Source organism: Ferdinandcohnia sp. GQ5 (assembly GCF_059759275.1).
In genome coordinates, this window is the sequence record NZ_JCAXEW010000007.1 from 119,004 (window position 1) to 138,686 (window position 19,683).

Below are 19,683 nucleotides of genomic sequence, written 5' to 3' on the forward strand. Positions count from 1 at the left end.
AGTACTTATCCATTAAACCTGTATCCCGATCCCCATACAGTTTGGATATATTGAAAGTTCGTCGGGTCCTTTTCAATCTTTTTACGTATCCGTTTTATATGAACGGTAACGGTTGCAGTGTCTCCCATTGAATCTAGTCCCCAAATTCCTTCAAATAATTGTTCTTTAGAGAATACTTGATTTGGATGAGACGCCAGAAAAGCAAGTAAATCAAATTCCTTATTGGTCATCTCTATTTCTTGTCCATGTAAGTAAACTTGCCTAGAGAGAAGATGAATATGGAGACCGCGTATCGCTATTTCTCCTTTTGGTTTTTCCTTTTGAATCAGTCGATCATACATTGCAAGATGGGCCTTTACTCTAGCTACTAATTCGGTTGGGCTAAAAGGCTTAACAATATAATCATTCGCACCTAATCCAAAACCACGTACTTTATCATGATCCTCGTATTTTGCAGTGACCATCAAAATCGGAATGTCCTTTTCTTGACGTATCCTTTTGCAGATTTGGAAACCATCTATATTAGGAAGCATAAGATCAAGTAGGATAAGGTCATACTGATTACTTAGTGCTAATTCCAAGCCTATTTCACCCTCATTTGCTATTTCAACTTGAAATCCGTCTATTTCCAAAAAGTCCTTTTCTATTTCTGCAATACTCTGATCATCTTCAATAATTAAAATTGATTTACTCATTCCTATCATCCTCTGACTTTTTCAATGTAAAGTGTACTATTAGGCCACCGATTGGATTGTTTTCTGCCCAAATGGTACCACCATGTGCTTCAATAATTTGTTTTGCTATAGCTAGCCCTAGACCACTACCACCTTGACTTCTAGAAGAATCAACACGGTAGAAACGAGAAAATATAGCTGAAAGCTCCTCTTCAGGCACACCCAGGCCATTGTCACTAATGGTGATAAGTACGTTTTTTTCTTGATTGGTCAGGGAAATATTAAGTTGACCAGCGACATTATTCATGTACTTCACACTATTATAGATAATATTTTCCAAAACTCGAATTAATTTATTTCTATCTATAAGAACATATACATTCATGTTTTCATCATTTAATGTCCATTGAATGTGTTTGTCATGTAAATCGTCTTCCATCTCCTCTAAATAATCACTTACAAATTTATGAATGTTAACTGATTCAAAATGAAATGGCTCTCTATTTACATCTAGCTTAGAGAATAGAGCGAGTTCCTCAATTAATTGATTCATATACGAAGCCTTTGAATGAATCGTTTCAAGATATTGTTTTTCCTTTTCAGGTGTTTTCGCGATGCCTTTTTCAAGTCCTTCCACATACCCTAAGATCGACGTAATTGGTGTTTTTAAATCATGTGAAATATTGGCGATTAATTCCTTACGATTGGTCTCATACTTTTCCCGCAGTTCAAATGTCTCTTTCAATTGAGCGCGCATCGTATCGAATGTTTGAATTAGTTTATTCAGTTCATTTTTACCGTTTGGCTTCATTTCGAAATCAAAATTTCCATTACGAATATGTTCTGCACCAGCTGATAATTTTTTTATTGGGCGTAAAATATTTCGTGACATAAAATACGACAATAATAAATTAGTTAGAATAAGCGCGAAAATAAGTGTAAGAAATAGCACTGGGAATAAAACTCTCGCATTATTAGCAAAAGATGATGCTTGGTTTAAAAGAAAAACAGTACCTTCCGTGCCATCCTTAAAGTAAAAGTCGTACTGCATCACAGAATAATGTTCTTCATTTATCCATATTCCTTTTGGGTTAAATTTGTTAGAAACAGAACCAAAGGCTGGTAGCTTATTACTATCCATTTCTTTTGATGTGTACAATAGTTCATTACTTTTACGAACAATAAGATTGTCATTTGATTGAAGTGTATTTAAATACTCGGTATCCATTAGTTTCTCTTGATTTAATGATGCTGTTTTGATTAAACGTTGAAATATCTCAACGCTATCATCTTGTTGATCATAGCCTTGTTGCCCAAAGTTCCAATCTGTATTACCCACTAACACTACTTTTAACAAGAGCATAATGAGTATAATGATAACAATAGGTGTCATTATCATTGCAGCATGTGATAACATAAACTGTTTACGAATAGACATAGTAAACTCCTTCAAATAAGGTACTTAACTCTATAACCTTATTGTAAAAAATAATAAAGAACATATTCTAAACGAAATATAAAATTTTTCTAAACTCATAGTATCTAGGTGTGTATTTCCACATAATTTCCTTGTCCTAGTGACTGTACCAAAGACAAAAAAACAACAGGCTCCTTTGGCATTACATATTTATTAAACAACTTTATAAAACTTCAATCATTACCTCTATTGTCTATTCCTCGTATAAGTAAGACCCCGGGGATCAAAAAATCCCCGAACCATTCGTCCGGGGAAACATCAAACACACTTTAATATTTAGTTAAAAAACACTAAACCTATTAATACCAAGCCAACTCCATCAATACAACTCGTAGTTAGAAGCTGAAAATATATCACGAGGACTCTGCTCTATGTATCAGATTTGCTATCTTCTTTGCAAACACTGACCCTAAGGGCTTTGGGAGATCATGCCCCATACCTTCAAATGTGGCAAGTTCAGCACCTGGAATAGCGGCCGCAACGGCACGTCCTCCACTTATATTAATCATTTTATCATTTTCACCGTGGATAACTAGAGTTGGTATCCTAATAGAACGAAGTTGTTCTGTTCTATCACCGGATTTTATTACTGCAACAGCTTGTCGCATCATGCCCAGTGGATCATGATCCCGATCCCAGGCAAGACCTGCGATTTGAGCAGTTGATTTTTCGTCTAAAGGGTATTTGGGAGAACCAATTGCTTTACGTGATTGAATTTGCCACTCGATGTAGGCTTGACGGTCATTATAAGGAGGCGAACCCAGATTTGCAAACACTGAATAGTCAGGCTGTCCAACTGAATGATCCCCAGTAGTTGACATTATAGAGGTCAGTGACCGAACCCTATGAGGATACTCTATAGCTATTGTTTGAGCTATCATTCCACCCATTGATGCACCTACCAAGTGCACACTATCATAACCAAGCGCATCCATGAGACCTATCGTGTCTGCTGCCATGTCAGAAAGAGAATAAGTTACTGTAGAGAAATCACCTGATTGTATCGCTGGAAAATCTGGTACAGGAGCATCTGAAAAGTGAGTTGTAAGTCCAGCATCTCTATTATCGAATCGAATTGGATGCAGATCATGACTAGCGAGTTCTAAGCAAAATCCTTCAGGCCAGTTAATCATTTGTGCACCAGCACCCATAATCAGTAAGACAGGCGAAGAAGCAGGATTACCAAAACGCTGATAAACCATTTTAATTTTTGATGGTCCAACATTTTGAGCACTTTCTTCACCATGAATTTGAACATTATTTTTATCCATGATTATATCCTCCCTGTACTAGTATTAATTAAATCAGTAATCTGTAAGTATATTATACGAGTATGCTTTTAAATAAATAGTCTATAATAAATTTTTTTACTGTATTATAATTAAAGTAGCAGAGAGTATTGTTAAATCTAAATGGCGTATTCCAATGGATCAGTTAATGGATTTCTATAGATATTATCATTTCAACATTAAAAGTTCATACAGTCAATTTCCTCTAACCGCTTATAAGCAATAAACCCTATCTTTGTTTGATTGGGCTGTATTATAACTAAGTACCAACACCAAAAATTTAACCTTTTTGTCGACTAAGCAAGCGGTAAAACTTCCTGAAGCAACAAAAATAGCTCAGATTTTTTGGATGCTTCTTTTCGCTGCTTGCTTATTCTATCCGCGAAATATTCCTCTGATTCTTCCAATTCCTGATAGTATAACTCTTCCAATTTTCTAGTTAATACTCCATAATAATAGGCAAAATGATTATGAACCGTATTTCTCTTTAGCTTAATAATCATTTGTTTGAACGCTTTGATCGATAGCTCAATCATATCTTCACAATCCCCGTCACGATTGTTTTTACTAGCTGCAATGGTTGCCATTTTCCAATACTCCTCGATTATTTTTGCTTCAGGAAAAAATGGTTTTACTGCATTCACAAAGGATACGGGAACTCGATCACTTGTAAATGTAAAATCTAGAGGAGCGTCTTTACGTTCTTTTATATTTTGATTAGTTTTAAAAGGATTACTAGTTTCATTATGGTGGTTCAAAATATCCTTTTTAGGTGGTTCATGATGGGTTGAAGTCATTTTAGGGTAACGATTAAACACATAAAGATTGCTAGATTGTGAGCCGTTCTTCCGCTCGGTTTCATAAACTGTAAAAATACCTAAAGCCACAGCTTTTTGAATCATCCGTTTAAATGTAGAACGAGATATGCCATTTCCATTGTATTCCTCATGTATGGACTTCAGCATCGTACCAATCTTTGCATTGCAAACCCCAGGAATTTTTGCAGAATAACGCACAATCCGTTTTAATCCAACAAGCTCCCCTTTTGAAAAATCATCCTTGTATTGAAGCATCCACATCTCTATATGTCTATTGAATTCCTGTAAATCACTAAAATTTGAATAGTCTTCAAACTGATTAATTGTGCCGGATTTTAAACTCACACGAATGCACCACCCTTTCACCATTGTTATAGAGAGGCGGTGGTCAAAAGAGGGCATCCGTTTTGAGAGTTTTTGTGGAAAATTTCTAAAAAAATATAAGGAACTTCCCCTAAGTATCCGATTCACACACTGAGGTCGGTTCCTTTAATTGTCACCATTACTATACTTCAAGAGTAAATTGCTGGTTTTGATCTTCACTCGTATAATATTGTTATGTCACCCATTAAATTTGATTGGGCATATCTACACTTCGGCATTTGAATACTTCAAACATAATTTAATCTCCCAGTTACTAGTCGTGATTCCACCAAGGCCAATGACCTAAACCCCCAGTGCGCTAACACTTTAGTACGCTGGGGGGCAGGCCCTTTATTTAAAAGGGATTTAGTGCTGTTACGGTGAAGGACATCGTTGACCATGCGCAATATAATCGGACAACCTATTATGTGTATTATCAAAACATATATGATCTTGTCGAAGAGTTAATGGAGGAAATGTTTGAAGCCATTCAGTATTACAGCATGTCTAAATACCAAAGTGATAGTCGGGTAAAAGTAGAAGAGCTAACAACAAACTCCTTCGACTTGTTGTATTATATCTACGATCACCGTGATTACTTCACATTATTACTTTTAGAAGATACCTTGCCACACATTCACCAGCAATTGCCTGAAGCAATCTTTAATTTATTGAAAAATAAATTTGATATTCTTTACGATGTGTCTTCTGTTGATGATTACCACCAAAAGCGTTATATGGCATATGGTACGGCGGGGTTAATTACAGACTGGATTGCGCAGGATTTTGATGTGACACCCGGTGAAATGACAGATCGTCTTATACGTATTTTAAATACCTTTGAAAGAGGATTTGTTATAAAAGAAATTGACACCAAGAATACGTCACAGTGACGCCCCGAAAATTCTTGTTTCACAAATAGTTCCACGCATAGGTGATAAGCAATAAGCCCAATCCTTGTTTGGATTGGGCCTCAGTTTTGCAAACAAATATCAGGGTCTGTAAAACAAGACTTTATTTTAACTGGCGAATGTTATTTATGGATACACAGATCGTATGATTTAAGTTATGCACTCGACGTGGCTTGAGTGTTAACGCAGACATATTGATGTTGTCGTGTTTACCTTTGAAATTTACCACTTTAATATTCTTTGTCCTTTTTCAGACGGTTAGAAAGTTCATTTCCAATGAAACCTTAATAGGAACCAGGATGACAACCCCTGATTCCTACCATAACGCCCTAAGCCCTTTTCGCAAAAAGTTCTAATAATTCCTTGGCAATATGTACTTCTCGATCTAGCTTATAGGCAGCATTAGTCGGTAAATCTTTCTTACGATGATTCATTCAGGTTGCTTGCCAGCCTGCTTGTTTTGCTCCGATAATATCTTTTTCAAAATTATCCCCGTTATACACGGTTTTGGCTAGAACAAGGTCCAGTTTTTGTTCAATAAAATCAAATACTTCTCTTTTTGGTTTTGCATGCCCAATCGTACCAGAAATAAACGTCATCTTTCCCGAAAACCACCCTCGTTCTCTCAAGGAATGAACCTGGACGATGGACCTGCACTCTGTCCCCAATAATCCCCTCTTAATCATTTTGTTCTTTTTAACTATTAGATTTATAATAGATTTGAAGAATCTATTAAAGTTCACTAAATTTTTCTACGAGAAAAAATAATCTATTTAAATATTATATGAGGGGATATCGCATGAATGAACCAGAGATTACTAATGCCTTGATAGAAGGACGGAAATTAAATACAGACGAAGACAAACAGATATTTATCAACGACTATATTAAAGATAAAAATGCAGAAGAAATTGCAGAAATTATACGCAAATTAAACAGTGAACCTCCAGCTGACACGGGAGGACTTAATGCCATGACCGGTTTCTATTTCCAGCTACTTGTTACACTATATTATTTGGTTGATTTGCTTGAGGGTAAATGGAATTTCGTTGCTATTGAATTACATCAAGATCTTATAGTAGGTAATTCAACCGATATTAGATTTGTACAAGTAAAATCAAAAGTCTTACAGGACAGAGAATCTTCTATAGAAGTAACTAAAACCAACTTATATTCAGATTGGATACAGAAACTTTTTTATATGGCCAAATTCTTTCCAAAGCACAGCAACATAAATACTCAGTTTGAATTAGTTACAAACTTTTATATAAAAAACTCTCCCACAGTAAAAATGGAACATTATTTATATAATGAGTCCTTTAATCGCACAATTAATGAGGACGACCATTTATTGGAAAAAATCACCGAAAACAAAACTCTTATTAATAAAGTAGAGATAAATTTTTTAGATACTTATGGTGAATCAGAAAAAGATTTACTTTCCCGATTCTCTATTAACCCTATTACTATAAATCCCCAAAAACTAGAGGATTTTATTGATTTAATCTCATCTAAACTAGGAAGAGTAATAGGCAAAGCAGTTGGTGTCTCTCGAGAAACAATTGATTATTTAATTGGAGAACTCAGTTCAAGGTGTAACCATTCTAATGATAGTTCGATACTTTTCATTACATACGATGATGGTGAACTATACAGAAAAATTTTAACTGAACGGGCAGCAAATGAACTTGATCCTTTCTATAGAGATTTTAATAGCAATCAATTGATTGAAGAGTCTATAGAGCGTATTACCGAAGATTTTAATAGATTACCTACTCCTATAAAACAAAAAGTATGCGATGAATTAGATACATTTGGCATTGAATTAAAAGAATGGGCTTCTAATGGTATTTCTATGATAGAAATTATAAACCGCTATATGGAAGGAAGAGAATATTCTAGTAACGTTAGAAAAATGTCAACTCACCTAAAAAAAGATATACTTATAGACATTTTGAAAACTTTATTCATGCTAAAGATTATTTATGAGAAAAAGATTTTTATTTCACCGAATTATAAAACACTCTTTGTTAAAGAAGTAGAAAACGCTCATATATCTACTCTTGGACTGGAATTTGACCAAAGTAAAGAAGAAGGTATAGAAAAACTTATGGGAATTATTTTAAGCGCAACAGAAGAAGAAAAAATTCAAATGTTATTTCAATCTCATTATACAATATTTCAAGGTGATTATTTTGAAGATGATTTTGAGGAAATTGAAAGATTAGATTTCAATGAATACTTTAAACCTGTTGTTACTGGTCTTAATAGAGAAACATCACACAACGAAGTAGACGCAAACTGGTCCATAGTTCCAGGAAAGGAATTAACAAAAGATTACCGAGGAATAAGAAGAATAAAAGAATATGAAGAATATAAAAGTCAAATTAAGTCAAAGTGGAAAACAATCCTATCATGATAGAAGGTGCATGTAATGACGTATGCTAAAACATTAGACAAGTTAGTTTCAATTGGGTTCGATGTTCTATTTTCTGATATATTTCATCCCAATTTGGTTTACTGCTATAAAGAACCAGTAGGATTTATATTAAAGGAATATAATGGGGATGTTTCGCAAGAACAAATTATTCTTGATGCTGTTGAAGTACGCAATAAAATTAAAAAATTAAATCGTAATATCTGGAATACATATTTTTTAGTGTGTCTTGGCACAGAATTCAAAGGTAGTTCTCCATATACAATAGAAAGAGATTCCCGCGGCCTAAGAAAGTATGTTATTCAGGACTTAACGGACCTTGAGAGGATTCCCTATACTGATACAAGAAAAATTGAAGGGATCGATGATCCCTTTCATATAGCTTTGCAGCTTTTAGAAAATGAAAATGAAGAGATTGGTGACCTTATCAAATTTTTAATGAAAAACGACGGCACAATTAGAAAGTTGAAAAAAGAAGAAGTTAGGTTAGGTATGATAGATTACTTAGGATTGGAGGATATATCCAATGCGGATTGAAAATCTTGAGATTGAAAATTTTAGAAATTATAAAGGTAAACACAGTTTTAATTTAAATAATAGTATCTGTATTATTTATGGAGAAAATGGCTTTGGTAAAAGCTCATTTTTTGATGCAATTGAGTGGTGCATGACAGGAAATATCAGTCGTTTTTCCAAAAATGATTCTTCTAAGATTGATAAAAGTATTATATATAATCACCTACTTGAAGAAGATTCGACTTGCTCAGTAACTTTATCGTTTGGTAGCAAAAAACTATGTAGATATTTCAGAAAAGAAAATAACGAATTTAAAAATGAAAATGTTACAATACAGAATGAATCAGATGAAATTATAGTCCGTGGACAGACAAACGTAGAAAATTACCTCAAGAGAAAACATACTGGAAACACATCAGAATATACAAATCGTTTAATTAAACAATCGCATATTTTATCTCAGGACCAAATTACAGATTTTATTCTTCGTGATAATCCTAAAGATCGTTTTAAATCGTTAGCAGATATTATGGGATTTAAACAAATGATATATTTTTTAGAAAATATCAAACAATTTTCTGAAGCATTAAATAAAGAAATAACTCGACATGAAAAAGATATTGAATATTACGATAAATTAATTTCAAATGATAGTAATGATTACCAAGAAGTTGACATTCTAAATGTCAATAAATTATTTCTTGAATTAAACATAGAAGTCGGTTCAGGCGATATTGAGAAACAATTACAAATGCTATCAGAATCATTAAAGAAAGAGAAATTTGAATTAGAAAGAAAGTATAAGTTAATCTTAAAACTTTTACCTCAGAAGAATACATTTTATTCAGATTTAGTTTCAAAAACTGAGGCCATCAAACAAGAAATAAATTACTTAAAAACTATATTCGGAAAGGCCAAAAACTCCATCGAACAATTTGAACTTAATAAAACGGAAACTCAAAAAAAGATGGATAAATTAAATATTGAAAAGCAATCGATTCAAGAAATGAAAACTCTGAATGATTTAATATATAAAAACGAGAAATATTTATCACTGTATCTTTCGGATGAAAAACGCTCTGTTTCCTACATTAACCATATTTTATCAAAACGACAAAATCTTCAATTAAAATTGGACTATATAAACAGAACATCCGAAGAATATAACAATCTTTTATTAAATGTTGAAAAATTTCCAAAAGATATTTTATTAAAAGAAGAAAAATTAGAACAGATTAATCATAAAATCAAAAAAAGAGAGAAAATTATTAATCACTTAGAAGATTATCTAACTATAAAAGACGAAGACCACTCTTTGTTAAATTTAAATAAAAGCATTGAAGCAATTTACAGGTATATTATTGATAATAATAAAAATGAGTGTCCGGTATGTTCAAGTAAAAACGATTCACTAAATAGCAAAGTATATAATAATATACAAGCCAATTTAGAATTAATTTCTCAACAATCGCAAACTATTTCAAATTATGTTAAGAAAAAAGATCGCTTTCAAAAAAGCAAGGAGACCCTTGAGAAAAGACGAGATATTTTCAAAAATGAAATAAATAATATTAAACGCAACTTAGAAAGAGTCAAAAAACAAATTTCAAATATAAGGAAATCCTCCTATTTCTCAAATTACTTATTTAGATTGGATAAGGGAAAGTTATTATCTTTAAATGACCGATGTTCTAATGCAATTGATTTATACATGGGGCTCAAAAATACCTTAATTGAACAAGAAAAGCTAATAAAGAAACAGGCTGAATTTTCCTCCCTTGGTATAGATTCATATGAAAAAGAGTTAGAACAACATCTAAAAAAGAAATTAAATTATTATAATCGCTATATAAGAAGACTAAAATTATTTATAGATAATAATAATGATGAAATTAAAAAAACTGAGCTTCTCTATGAAGATTATATTAAACAGCAACAGCTTTGGCAGGATTTAACAGAAGGGACAACTAGTAATTTAAAAATAGATGAGCATTACAAAGATGTTAAAAATTCAATAGACAGTTTGAAATTGCTATATGAAAAAGTAAGAAGCGCTACCAGCTTTGCAAAGAAAATCTCAGAAAATGAAAAAATTAGTAAAAAAGTTAAACTAAACGAAATAAAAAAAGAAGAACTACAAGATAAAATAAAAATTTTAACAGATAAACTAGATAGTTTAGAAAGAATACGAACTGGGAGTTATGAAAGACTTGGAGAAAAAGCTACTTATTTTCTAAATAAACCTAATTCAAGCATTCAAAAATACTTTAGTTACTTAAATCCAATGCCGTTAACAAACAAAGTTATCTTTGAATCTAAACAACAGGAAGAGCTAGAGATCATCATGTCATATGATGATAGAAGTGGTAAAAATTTAAAACTGTCAAATGTTCAATATTCAATGAGTTCAGGACAATTAAATGTATTAGCTATATCAATTTTCCTTGCTGTAAACCAAGCACAAATGATTAGTAAATTAGATTTTGTGGCAATTGACGACCCTATTCAAAATATGGATGATGTTAATCAATTTTCAATTTGTGATGTTCTTTCCGATATTAATAAACAATTATTATTCTCCACACATGATTTTGAATTTCTTAAACTTTTTATTAAGAAAAATGAACATAGAAGAAAAGATATTAAAGTTTTTATTCTAGAAAGCGATAATTTTACTGTTGAAAACGTTAATGAACTAGTCTTAACTTAATTATTTATAAGGAGAACAAATTTGAATATTTTGTTTTCCTTCCATCGCCTTTTGACTAAACTAGCAAATATTTACGATAATGACATCACTATCCAAATTAAGAAAATTGCCAGTTAATAAAGGAATTTACCAAACTTATGCTTTAATCAATAAAATAACAGTTTAGAAAATAATCCTCTTTGTATCTCGGAATTAATTCAATCAAACGATTGATTGAATTGAAAAGTATTTGGTATAGATAGACTGTTAAACAAAAGTTTGTTTGAAATCGATGTTTGCAAAAATAGCCTAATTAGTACAGATTATTACTAGTTGGGCTATTGTTATTTCATTATATTAAGTTCATTTCTTTTTTGAAACGATTCTTACAATGATTATTTTAATAATTGCAGCAAAAAACCGCACCTATTTGTGGTACGGTTCAACTAATATATCAAAAAGAAGGGCCTGACCCCCAATCCGCTAACGCTTTAGTATGATGGGGGTCAGGCCCACTGGCCTAGCAATAGACAAGCACCAATGGACTTTTCTGAATCTCCCCACTGAATAAAGGCTGAAGTTCTGTAATAATTTCTTCCCCTTTTTATAAAAGTGCCATATGCCTTGGGACTACTCATATTGATCCCCCTTACCTTATGCGATATGGTAAATCAATGAATGGTTTAATTTCTCAAAATCATCCACCCATTTTCTTCTTTGCTCCACCTATACAATTAACTATTGTTAATTTTTCTGTTTTTCCATTCTATTAATTTTCAATTTAATTTTCCGTATCTATACTATGATTTTAAAGGACATTAAGATATGCACTTACTACTGATAACCTTTTCATACCAACCACCTTCAATTCGGCAAAATAAATCTTAATTCCATTATAACCCAATTAACGGAATATTAAATTTAATTTAATAAATTTCAGAAACTTTAAAGATTAGATAAGATTATCATAAAGAGCAAATTAATTAGATAAAGGTTCCTAATTATCAAAATTCAATTGTACCCAATAGATAACTATATATAGGAATATCCCTACACCTACTTGAAGTAGTTTACTACTATTTTGAAATACTTATTTTTTATCAGAATTCAATTGTATTAGATCGAGATAATTTTTTTCGTTCTTCACAGAACCTAAAGATACACTGTATCGTCTAAATAATAAAAAAGGGAATGGAACTTATGATTGAAAAGGAAAGGAAACATGAAACAATTGAATATATGGACAATGATACTAAGATTAATTGGCTAATGGATAACTATGGTCAACAAGTTATTGCCCTCGCTTATACATATGTTAAACAAAAGGAAGTTGCAGAAGATATTGCTCAGGAGGTATTTATAAAATGTTATGAAAGATTGGATACGTTCAGAAACGAATCTTCATATAAGACATGGATTTATCGTATAACAATTAATAAATGTAAGGATGTATTAAGGAGTTGGTCATTTAAACACCTTATTTTTACTGATTTTATATTTTACAAAAAGGATAATCCTAAAAACTCACCAGAATTAAAGAGTATAGAAAAAGAAGAGAATGAGCTACTTTCTGAAAGTGTCATGTCACTTCCAATAAAATTAAGAGAAGTTATTATCCTATTTTATTATGAAGATCTTAGTATCGAGGAGATATCAAATTTAATAGAGTGTAATGAAAATACAATAAAAACAAGATTACATCGAGCAAGGATTCAACTGAGAAAAACGCACATAGGAGGTGATTGGGATGGAAGATAAATTAAATGATTTGAAAAACATTTTAAATGAGACCATTATTATAGAAAAAGATATTCGTTTTACTGATGATCACAAAAAGTCTGTGCTGAATACCATTCATACTAATACTTTAAGGTCAAAGGCTACAAATAAAATTAATAAAAGAATTCACCTTTTTGCAACTGCTTTTATTACGTCTATTCTTTTAATTGGCACTTACTATATTTCTGGTATTGATGATCTACTAAATAAGGGTGAAGTAAAGCCTTTAAATGATAACCACAGTTCAAAACAAATAAATCCAAGTACGAAAGAATTTCCACAAAATACAGTTATTTCTCCTTCTCCCCAAGAAGAGAACTATAAGGAAATGACAAAAGATGATATATACAAAAAACTCTTAAGTTCAAATAAATTTGAAACCGCCAAGGGTGAATTTAATGAACACTATGAATATGCCAATGGAGAAGCACAAACTTTTAATATTCAATATGCATTAAGTGGTGATTCAATTGTTGGTGGCTATGCCATAGAATCATTTGTCGAAGATAATTCTGAAGTGGTTAATACAACCTACTATAAAGAAGATAAGATGTGGAATTTAGACTCTATTTCTAAAACATATAGAGAGATTAAATATAAGGGTTCACCACCAATTGCTCGAAGTTCTTTGTTTCCAAGAGAAATTACATTGAATTATTTAAAAGAATTTTCAAACTGGGAAATTGAAAACCAAAACGAAGAAGTCCTTAATCATAATACTATTGTAATAAAAGGCGTTTTAAACGAATATGCTTCGGAGAAACAAAGTTCAAATACTTTTCGATTCTGGATAGATAAAGATACTGGAATTCTCTTAAAATACGAGACGTATAATAACAATAATGAGGTAGTAAATTATTTACACACAAAAGAACTCCATATTAATATACCAATTGATACCAAACTATTTACACCTAAATTAGATGGATACGAAAAAAGAGATATCCCGTAAAAAAATTGCAATAAATTTAGTATGTTTTCCTATAACAAAGCGAATGCTTTTCTATTATCACTTTTATTTTGTAAGGTGAACGAGAAAAATTACGAAGGAAACAAGCCTATCAAACTATAAAAGGAATTTGATAGGCTTGTTTGTTTATACGTAACTGTTGTGAATTTAGGAAAGACAAACCAGAGTAAACTATATAATGGTGAAAAGGCTCCTTTTCACCATTACATATATATAAAATCGCTTATAAATAAGGATTCCTTTTTACATTTTGTTTGAAAAACTTTTGGACAATTTCATGTAACTGATCTGACGGTTTACTCTTTATTACCGTTGAAACATCATTAGAGTCAACTTTTCTGTTACCAATTTTATAACCTAAATCGTTCATTATTTTTGCTACAGTTGATACATTACCATGGATGGCATATTCTTTAATACATTTAGTTTCAAAAGTATCAGCTACATAACCTTCGGTTAACTCTACGAAATGTTGTAGTTTCTCAATTGTTTGCCTTGCTTGTTCCAGTTTCATGACATTCAACTCCAATCAGATTTTTTACTTATTAACATAAAGGAGAATTTAACAAATTTATAAAAATTCTTTATACCTTTCTTTGTACTTGTTTTTTGCTTCATTTATAATCCTTCTTTGTACAGGGAAAGTAATTGTATAGACTGCAATCATTAATGAAAGTAAACTTATCCCGTTAAAAAGAGTAACAAAATCTTGTTGTCTTACCCAAGAAGAGAATACATCAAATAATCCGATACCTTCAGTTTCAACGTGTTTAATTAAAAACAACATTCCAAACAGAACTATTAATAGGTAAACCATTACATTTATAATTACCAAACTAAAATATAATTTTTGCTTATCAAGATCTATATATTTAGACAATTTCCTGAGACTTATTACATCTGCTTTATCTACTTCCACTTTTCCTTCTTCGGGAAACATTCTCTTTAAACCAATAATGAAAATAAAATTTAAAAGATAGTAAAATAATAATCCACTAATATACAAATAAGCATACAGTGCAATAATCAGTCCATAACTAAAAATAACAGGCCTGTTTATGAATGAGAGTAAACAAATTATTACAAAGGAAAAAAGAAGTAGTGAGAGTAAAGTCGAATAATTATATGGATAATTTCTAATTACCCTATATTTTTTAAAACTGAAAATTAAATAAAGAACTCCTGTTATTAGCAGTCCAAATGATATAAAGCGAATAATATTATTCGAAAGAAATAGTAATATTGGCCCCGCCAAAAAGATTATAATAAATGAAATAATTTCTTTAGTAGTTAATTTACCGATTTCTGTTAAACTATAAGCCTTTCTTTTCACCATTCTTCTCCATTCGTTTCTTATTTCCACATCCTATACACATTTCTATTCTGACAGGCATTTCCCAACCTGTTAATCAATCTATTCTATCAGAAGGTCTGTTGTACTTTATAAACCTAATCACTGACTAAACCCTATATATTGTATAAATAAATATTTTAATACCTAATATATATATTATAAAACAGTGGTGATATAATGCTACATTGATTTATTCCCTCCCCTAAACCGCTCGCAACAGAATTCTTTACACAGTCAGCTTTTCTTAAATTCTTCATTTTAATAATTGTCGTTTAACCAAAGACAATTTTGTAGAAGAATAGCCATCAAAAAAACAACCTATTTACAAAGGTTGTTTACACTCATGCTTTTCATTTTTCTTTAATCTTTTACTCTTGAATTCAATAACTTGCCAACCTTGATAATCACTATTGGTAAATGTAATGGTCACTAAATCATTTGGTGGATTGTGAGCACCCTCAAAAGTGATAACTTGTACTGTTACTTCAAACATGTAACTACCTTGCCTTGACTTCTTAATTTGGGTTATATTTGCACAATCATTTTGTTTGATTTCACCATATTGTTTCTTCAATTCTTCCTGAATTAAGGGATAAAGCAAAATGAAAATAAGATCGTCACGCAATTGTATTTCATTGGTATTTACGGTTTCTGCTTTAACTGGTGTATATGGCACAAGAAGCAAACATGCCATAACGATAAAAATGAGTTTTTTCATATAAGAATCTCACCAACCTCATATTTTTCTCTTATTTTAATCAATAATGAAATAGTTAATGCAATTAGGGTTCTGTATGTTCTTGAACTTTTGAGTGCAATGCTTCCAAAGTGAGGAATCATTATTATTCATAACAATAATTGGAAATATCGTTTGTATTTCGACATACCCTATAAAAAGGGGGTGTCAAATTGTTAAATTGGCTTCTTGATAGTTGGGTAGTATTGCTTATTTTCATTGTAATCCCCATCATATTGTTCAATCTTTCTTCATCTACCTCAAAAAAAATACGGAAAGATATTAAAGAAAATCCATATGATCATAGAAATAATCCTCCTCCCCCACCACCATTCTAAACAATAGTTACAAATGGATTTAACTGAATAAAATTTAAGTGAGGGGGTGTTTTTAATTGAATATAATTTGGTTTTTTATTGCCTTTATTCTCGGTATTTTGGGACTTTCTTTAATAATCGATTTCATGCGAAAGAAAAACAATAACAACCCTCATATCCCTACCAATCCCAATGCTAAGCCTGGGGATAGTTCAAACTATTTGATGGGAGATAATAGATACACTAATGGTGGGCAATAGCTTCAATACTCAATACTCTTATTGTAATGGGTCGATATTGTAAGAAGGAGTATTCATATTTATATGAACGGTATTGTATTAACAGATTATTTAATCTGAAATAATAATGGCTATTACTTTATGGGTAATAGCCATTTGGAATTAATTTAATGGTAGTTCTGCAATAACATTTGTTCCTTCTAAGATAATTACTTTTCCATTCAACGCTTTCTTTTTTAACAGTTTACTGTCTGTTGTATTCCTATAATAATAAGATGCGTGAAAATCTGCTACCTGATTTGGGTAGATAGAGCCTTGTCCACCAAAACCTGCACTCTCCATTTTCTTATACTTTGTGTTTGTCAACATTTTCATAAGCCCTTCTAATTCCTTATCTGGAACAACAACCACTTCCATTCCTCCAAAATGGTAGCCTGGATAATCAAAACCATCACCAATATTACTTTTCCCATTGTTACGAATTTTAAAGTCGTAGGTAATGATCTTTTGTGCCTCATTAATAGTAGTATTCACTTTGACAATCTCTAAATCCTCTTGATGGGAAAAACCCGTTAATACAAAGAAAGTTGCTACAATCGCAACCAAAGATAACCTCATTTACACATCACGCCTTTTCATGTTTATTATGTAATATTCCACAATTTTAATTTTTTATCTGTATGGCGTATAAAAACAATCTCAAAAAACTTTGACATCCTCTATATATAGTAGTGCGAATACAGTTTTGAATTGCTCTGCTTTTAGATTTTCTTCAAGTTACTTTATGGTAAAATTAGTAAAGAGGCTAATTACACTAACCGTACAGGATAGTTAAAGTATAAAACATTTTGCTGTGATTAAATCTTGTTCATTTAAGTCTGGTAGGATAAGAGTTTCAATTTACAGGGAGAGATAGTAATTGGAGAAAGACGGAGAAAAATTACGAGAAAAAGAATGGAAAAGAAATCCGATGAGCAATTTATCTGATTCCTTTAACCGTTCAATGGTTGGTGACCCAAGTGCAATTACAAAAGGTGGGTGTCTAACAAAGATTATTACCTTAGTCATTGTTGCCATAGGACTGTTTATTCTATCTCGGTGTTCTAATTAAGCTAACGGGTACGGTTAAGTTTAATAAATGTAATTTTCCAGGGGGATATAATTATGAAAATAAAAAATAAATTTTTTTAATCTTGTTGACTTTTATTTTTGTTTCAGGGTGTACAAAACCTTATCCAAAAACACAAATAGTTTCATATGAACCTTTAATAATCGGTTATATAACAGATATAAATGAAGAAAAAGATGTTATTCAAGTTGTAGAAAATATCTCAAAGGAAGAAGCCTTAAATGGTACAACAAAAGATAATGGTTCTTGGGTACAAATAAATGATGTAAATATTGATGGTGAGTTTGAAATTGGAAATAAGGTTGCTATTTGGGATTCACCAATTAGCGAGAATTCAAGTGAAGAAGAGAGAAAGGCAATGCCACTTGCAAAGAATATCGTATTGATAGAGAAATAATGGAACCTTGCTAAAGGGTGCTTTCCTTAAAGGAGGAGAAGTGCCTTTTTTTAGAAGTAATTGTATTATCGGAGCAGAGTAGATAAATAATGCAAAATTGAATGGGATTGAGATTAGGTGAATATATATGTAAAAAATCCCTTTGTAGGGAGGTAAGTATATTTGCTTTTAACAATACTTAATAAACCAGAGGAACCTTTAATCTGTGTCAAAATAATAGGTTGTGCTAATGTGGAAAACTTGATTGTTACTTTTATTGCTATATTGATTATATATCTTGGGTATCGTTATATTTATAAGAAGAAATGACTTAGTTTATTCAACTACCATGTAAGAACGATATTTTCAATATTTTCTGTGGTGAAGCATTATTTCATGGAAAAGCTGGAAAAGCTGGGCATGACCCCCAGTGCGCTAACGCTTTAGTACGATGGGGGTCAGGCCCTTTAATTTAAGCAAATGACGGGTTTAAGTAATTCAGGTATGAAACAGCAGCATCAGCGGTTCCCAGCTTTGCACTAAAGTATATAATCTTTGATATAAAATACCACTTCCTCTATCCAGAATCCTGCGATTCTAGTGGCAGGGGTGGGAACTTAGTCAATAACCCACAATACCTAAAATTATATACCCACCCGGTCAAGAAACCTACATATGTTAGTTAACACTACTAGGTAACGCAGAAATGCACATAGATGGCCACTTAAATTCCTTGATAGTTAATACGATACTTCGGATTGAATCTTAAATTGCATAAGGCTACTTACTCTAAAATTTACTCTTTAGAAAAGTAACCATCTGATACGAAAATGCAAAGAACGAATCTCAATTAAATACGCACAAAAAAAGACCAAGCCCGTTAGTACCTTGGTCTCAAACTTTTATTGGTCGATTTTTTCAATTAATACACCTGGGATGGAGATATTCCCACCCATTGTAGATTCATAAGTGATTAATCCTGTAGATGAACCGTAAATCGTAATCATATCATCTTCCAATATTCTTGAACTAACAACAGAAGAGTCATATTCGCCAAACAAAATCGTATCGTAATTATCATTTACTGCTAAACGAATTTGGGTGACTCCATCCCCTTCCATCACTTGAACCACTTTACCTTTAAACTTTACTTTTTCAAACATAAAATCATCTGGTGTTCTTGCTAATTGGTCATAGGTAATACCAGTCTCATATCCTTGTTTTTCTTTTGCTTCCGCTTTTGCTTTTTCTTCTGCTTCAGCTTTTGCTTTAGCTGCTTCCTCTGCTTCTTTTTTCGCTTTTTCTTCAGCTAAACGCTGTTCTTCAGCAGCTTTCGCTTCCGCTTCTTTAGCTTTGCGTTCTTCCTCTTGCAATTTAAAGAACGGTTCAGCTTCTTTCACTTTTGCTTCCAGTTCGGCAATCTTTGTTTCCGATTCCGTGTTTTTCGTTTTAAGTTCTTCTACTTGCTTATTTAATTTATCACTCTTTTCTACAGCCGCGTCTACATCACTTTGTGATGGCCCCCCTGCAGAACCAAGAATAAGAGCAACAATCGCTACTAAAATATACTTCCATCGTTTCTTTGCAAACCCTACTACTTTTTTCATAC

General features: G+C 31.8%; 19 protein-coding genes and 1 pseudogene. 10 read left to right on the forward strand and 10 right to left on the reverse strand.

Features of this window, described 5'->3' with window-relative positions:
* Nucleotides 1-5: 5 nt before the first annotated feature.
* The 4 genes from AC6CHV_RS10505 to AC6CHV_RS10520 all read right to left on the reverse strand — a co-directional run bounded on the left by AC6CHV_RS10505 (nt 6) and on the right by AC6CHV_RS10520 (nt 4,603).
* On the reverse strand, nt 6-695 hold the full coding sequence (locus AC6CHV_RS10505; RefSeq protein WP_498078858.1) for a response regulator: 690 nt from the start codon (nt 693-695) through the stop codon (nt 6-8).
* Complete coding sequence (locus AC6CHV_RS10510) at nt 688-2,112, reverse strand: ATP-binding protein (protein ID WP_498078859.1); 1,425 nt, start codon at nt 2,110-2,112, stop codon at nt 688-690. The genes AC6CHV_RS10505 and AC6CHV_RS10510 overlap by 8 nt, the downstream gene beginning before the upstream one ends.
* 392 nt (nt 2,113-2,504) lie before the next feature.
* Nucleotides 2,505-3,422 carry an alpha/beta fold hydrolase gene (locus AC6CHV_RS10515; protein ID WP_498078860.1) on the reverse strand — a complete coding sequence of 306 codons (918 nt, stop codon included), beginning with the start codon at nt 3,420-3,422 and terminating at the stop codon, nt 2,505-2,507.
* A 314-nt stretch (nt 3,423-3,736) separates the two neighbouring features.
* Complete coding sequence (locus AC6CHV_RS10520; protein WP_498078861.1) at nt 3,737-4,603, reverse strand: hypothetical protein; 867 nt, start codon at nt 4,601-4,603, stop codon at nt 3,737-3,739.
* A gap of 389 nt (nt 4,604-4,992) precedes the next feature.
* On the opposite strand from AC6CHV_RS10520, the pseudogene AC6CHV_RS10525 reads away from it, so the two are divergent.
* Both AC6CHV_RS10525 and AC6CHV_RS10530 read left to right on the forward strand, forming a co-directional pair.
* Nucleotides 4,993-5,076, forward strand: a pseudogene (locus tag AC6CHV_RS10525) (TetR/AcrR family transcriptional regulator); the annotation flags it as partial.
* A gap of 48 nt (nt 5,077-5,124) precedes the next feature.
* Nucleotides 5,125-5,514, forward strand: coding sequence for a TetR/AcrR family transcriptional regulator C-terminal domain-containing protein (locus tag AC6CHV_RS10530; RefSeq protein ID WP_498078919.1), 390 nt, complete (start codon nt 5,125-5,127; stop codon nt 5,512-5,514).
* Nucleotides 5,515-5,966: 452 nt separating this feature from the next.
* Here AC6CHV_RS10530 and AC6CHV_RS10535 read toward each other — a convergent pair whose 3' ends face one another.
* Entirely contained in the window at nt 5,967-6,131 is a 165-nt protein-coding gene (locus AC6CHV_RS10535; protein WP_498078862.1) for an HAD-IA family hydrolase, read from the reverse strand.
* A 200-nt stretch (nt 6,132-6,331) separates the two neighbouring features.
* Between AC6CHV_RS10535 and AC6CHV_RS10540 the strand changes: the two genes are divergently transcribed.
* The 5 genes from AC6CHV_RS10540 (at nt 6,332) to AC6CHV_RS10560 (ending at nt 13,905) form a co-directional block, all read left to right on the forward strand.
* Nucleotides 6,332-7,951 carry a dsDNA nuclease domain-containing protein gene (locus tag AC6CHV_RS10540; RefSeq protein WP_498078863.1) on the forward strand — a complete coding sequence of 540 codons (1,620 nt, stop codon included), beginning with the start codon at nt 6,332-6,334 and terminating at the stop codon, nt 7,949-7,951.
* Between the two features lie 15 nt (nt 7,952-7,966).
* Complete coding sequence (locus AC6CHV_RS10545) at nt 7,967-8,506, forward strand: ABC-three component system middle component 1 (RefSeq protein ID WP_498078864.1); 540 nt, start codon at nt 7,967-7,969, stop codon at nt 8,504-8,506.
* On the forward strand, nt 8,496-11,195 hold the full coding sequence (locus tag AC6CHV_RS10550) for an AAA family ATPase (protein ID WP_498078865.1): 2,700 nt from the start codon (nt 8,496-8,498) through the stop codon (nt 11,193-11,195). Before AC6CHV_RS10545 ends, AC6CHV_RS10550 begins: the two co-directional genes overlap by 11 nt.
* A 1,179-nt stretch (nt 11,196-12,374) precedes the next feature.
* On the forward strand, nt 12,375-12,932 hold the full coding sequence (locus AC6CHV_RS10555; protein WP_498078866.1) for a sigma-70 family RNA polymerase sigma factor: 558 nt from the start codon (nt 12,375-12,377) through the stop codon (nt 12,930-12,932).
* Complete coding sequence (locus AC6CHV_RS10560; protein ID WP_498078867.1) at nt 12,922-13,905, forward strand: sigma-E factor regulatory protein RseB domain-containing protein; 984 nt, start codon at nt 12,922-12,924, stop codon at nt 13,903-13,905. Before AC6CHV_RS10555 ends, AC6CHV_RS10560 begins: the two co-directional genes overlap by 11 nt.
* Before the next feature lie 241 nt (nt 13,906-14,146).
* Here AC6CHV_RS10560 and AC6CHV_RS10565 read toward each other — a convergent pair whose 3' ends face one another.
* The 3 genes from AC6CHV_RS10565 to AC6CHV_RS10575 form a co-directional block, all read right to left on the reverse strand.
* Complete coding sequence (locus AC6CHV_RS10565; protein WP_498078868.1) at nt 14,147-14,437, reverse strand: hypothetical protein; 291 nt, start codon at nt 14,435-14,437, stop codon at nt 14,147-14,149.
* Nucleotides 14,438-14,494: 57 nt separating this feature from the next.
* Nucleotides 14,495-15,256 (reverse strand): hypothetical protein, encoded by a 762-nt coding sequence (locus AC6CHV_RS10570; protein ID WP_498078869.1) that lies wholly within the window; start codon nt 15,254-15,256, stop codon nt 14,495-14,497.
* Nucleotides 15,257-15,599: 343 nt separating this feature from the next.
* The gene (locus AC6CHV_RS10575) at nt 15,600-15,995 is read right to left on the reverse strand and encodes a DUF3888 domain-containing protein (protein ID WP_498078870.1); all 396 of its coding nucleotides are present in this window, start codon (nt 15,993-15,995) and stop codon (nt 15,600-15,602) included.
* 412 nt (nt 15,996-16,407) lie between these two features.
* Between AC6CHV_RS10575 and AC6CHV_RS10580 the strand changes: the two genes are divergently transcribed.
* A complete protein-coding gene (locus AC6CHV_RS10580) occupies nt 16,408-16,590 on the forward strand; it encodes a hypothetical protein (RefSeq protein ID WP_498078871.1) in 183 nt (60 codons plus the stop codon).
* A 141-nt stretch (nt 16,591-16,731) separates the two neighbouring features.
* On the opposite strand, the gene AC6CHV_RS10585 is transcribed toward AC6CHV_RS10580, so the two are convergent.
* The gene (locus AC6CHV_RS10585; RefSeq protein ID WP_498078872.1) at nt 16,732-17,175 is read right to left on the reverse strand and encodes a hypothetical protein; all 444 of its coding nucleotides are present in this window, start codon (nt 17,173-17,175) and stop codon (nt 16,732-16,734) included.
* A gap of 313 nt (nt 17,176-17,488) precedes the next feature.
* On the opposite strand from AC6CHV_RS10585, the gene AC6CHV_RS10590 reads away from it, so the two are divergent.
* Complete coding sequence (locus AC6CHV_RS10590) at nt 17,489-17,680, forward strand: DUF6366 family protein (RefSeq protein ID WP_498078873.1); 192 nt, start codon at nt 17,489-17,491, stop codon at nt 17,678-17,680.
* Between the two features lie 82 nt (nt 17,681-17,762).
* A complete protein-coding gene (locus tag AC6CHV_RS10595) occupies nt 17,763-18,095 on the forward strand; it encodes a hypothetical protein (protein WP_498078874.1) in 333 nt (110 codons plus the stop codon).
* An 881-nt stretch (nt 18,096-18,976) separates the two neighbouring features.
* Here AC6CHV_RS10595 and AC6CHV_RS10600 read toward each other — a convergent pair.
* Entirely contained in the window at nt 18,977-19,681 is a 705-nt protein-coding gene (locus tag AC6CHV_RS10600) for a toxin regulator (RefSeq protein ID WP_498078875.1), read from the reverse strand.
* Between the last annotated feature and the right edge of the window lie 2 nt (nt 19,682-19,683).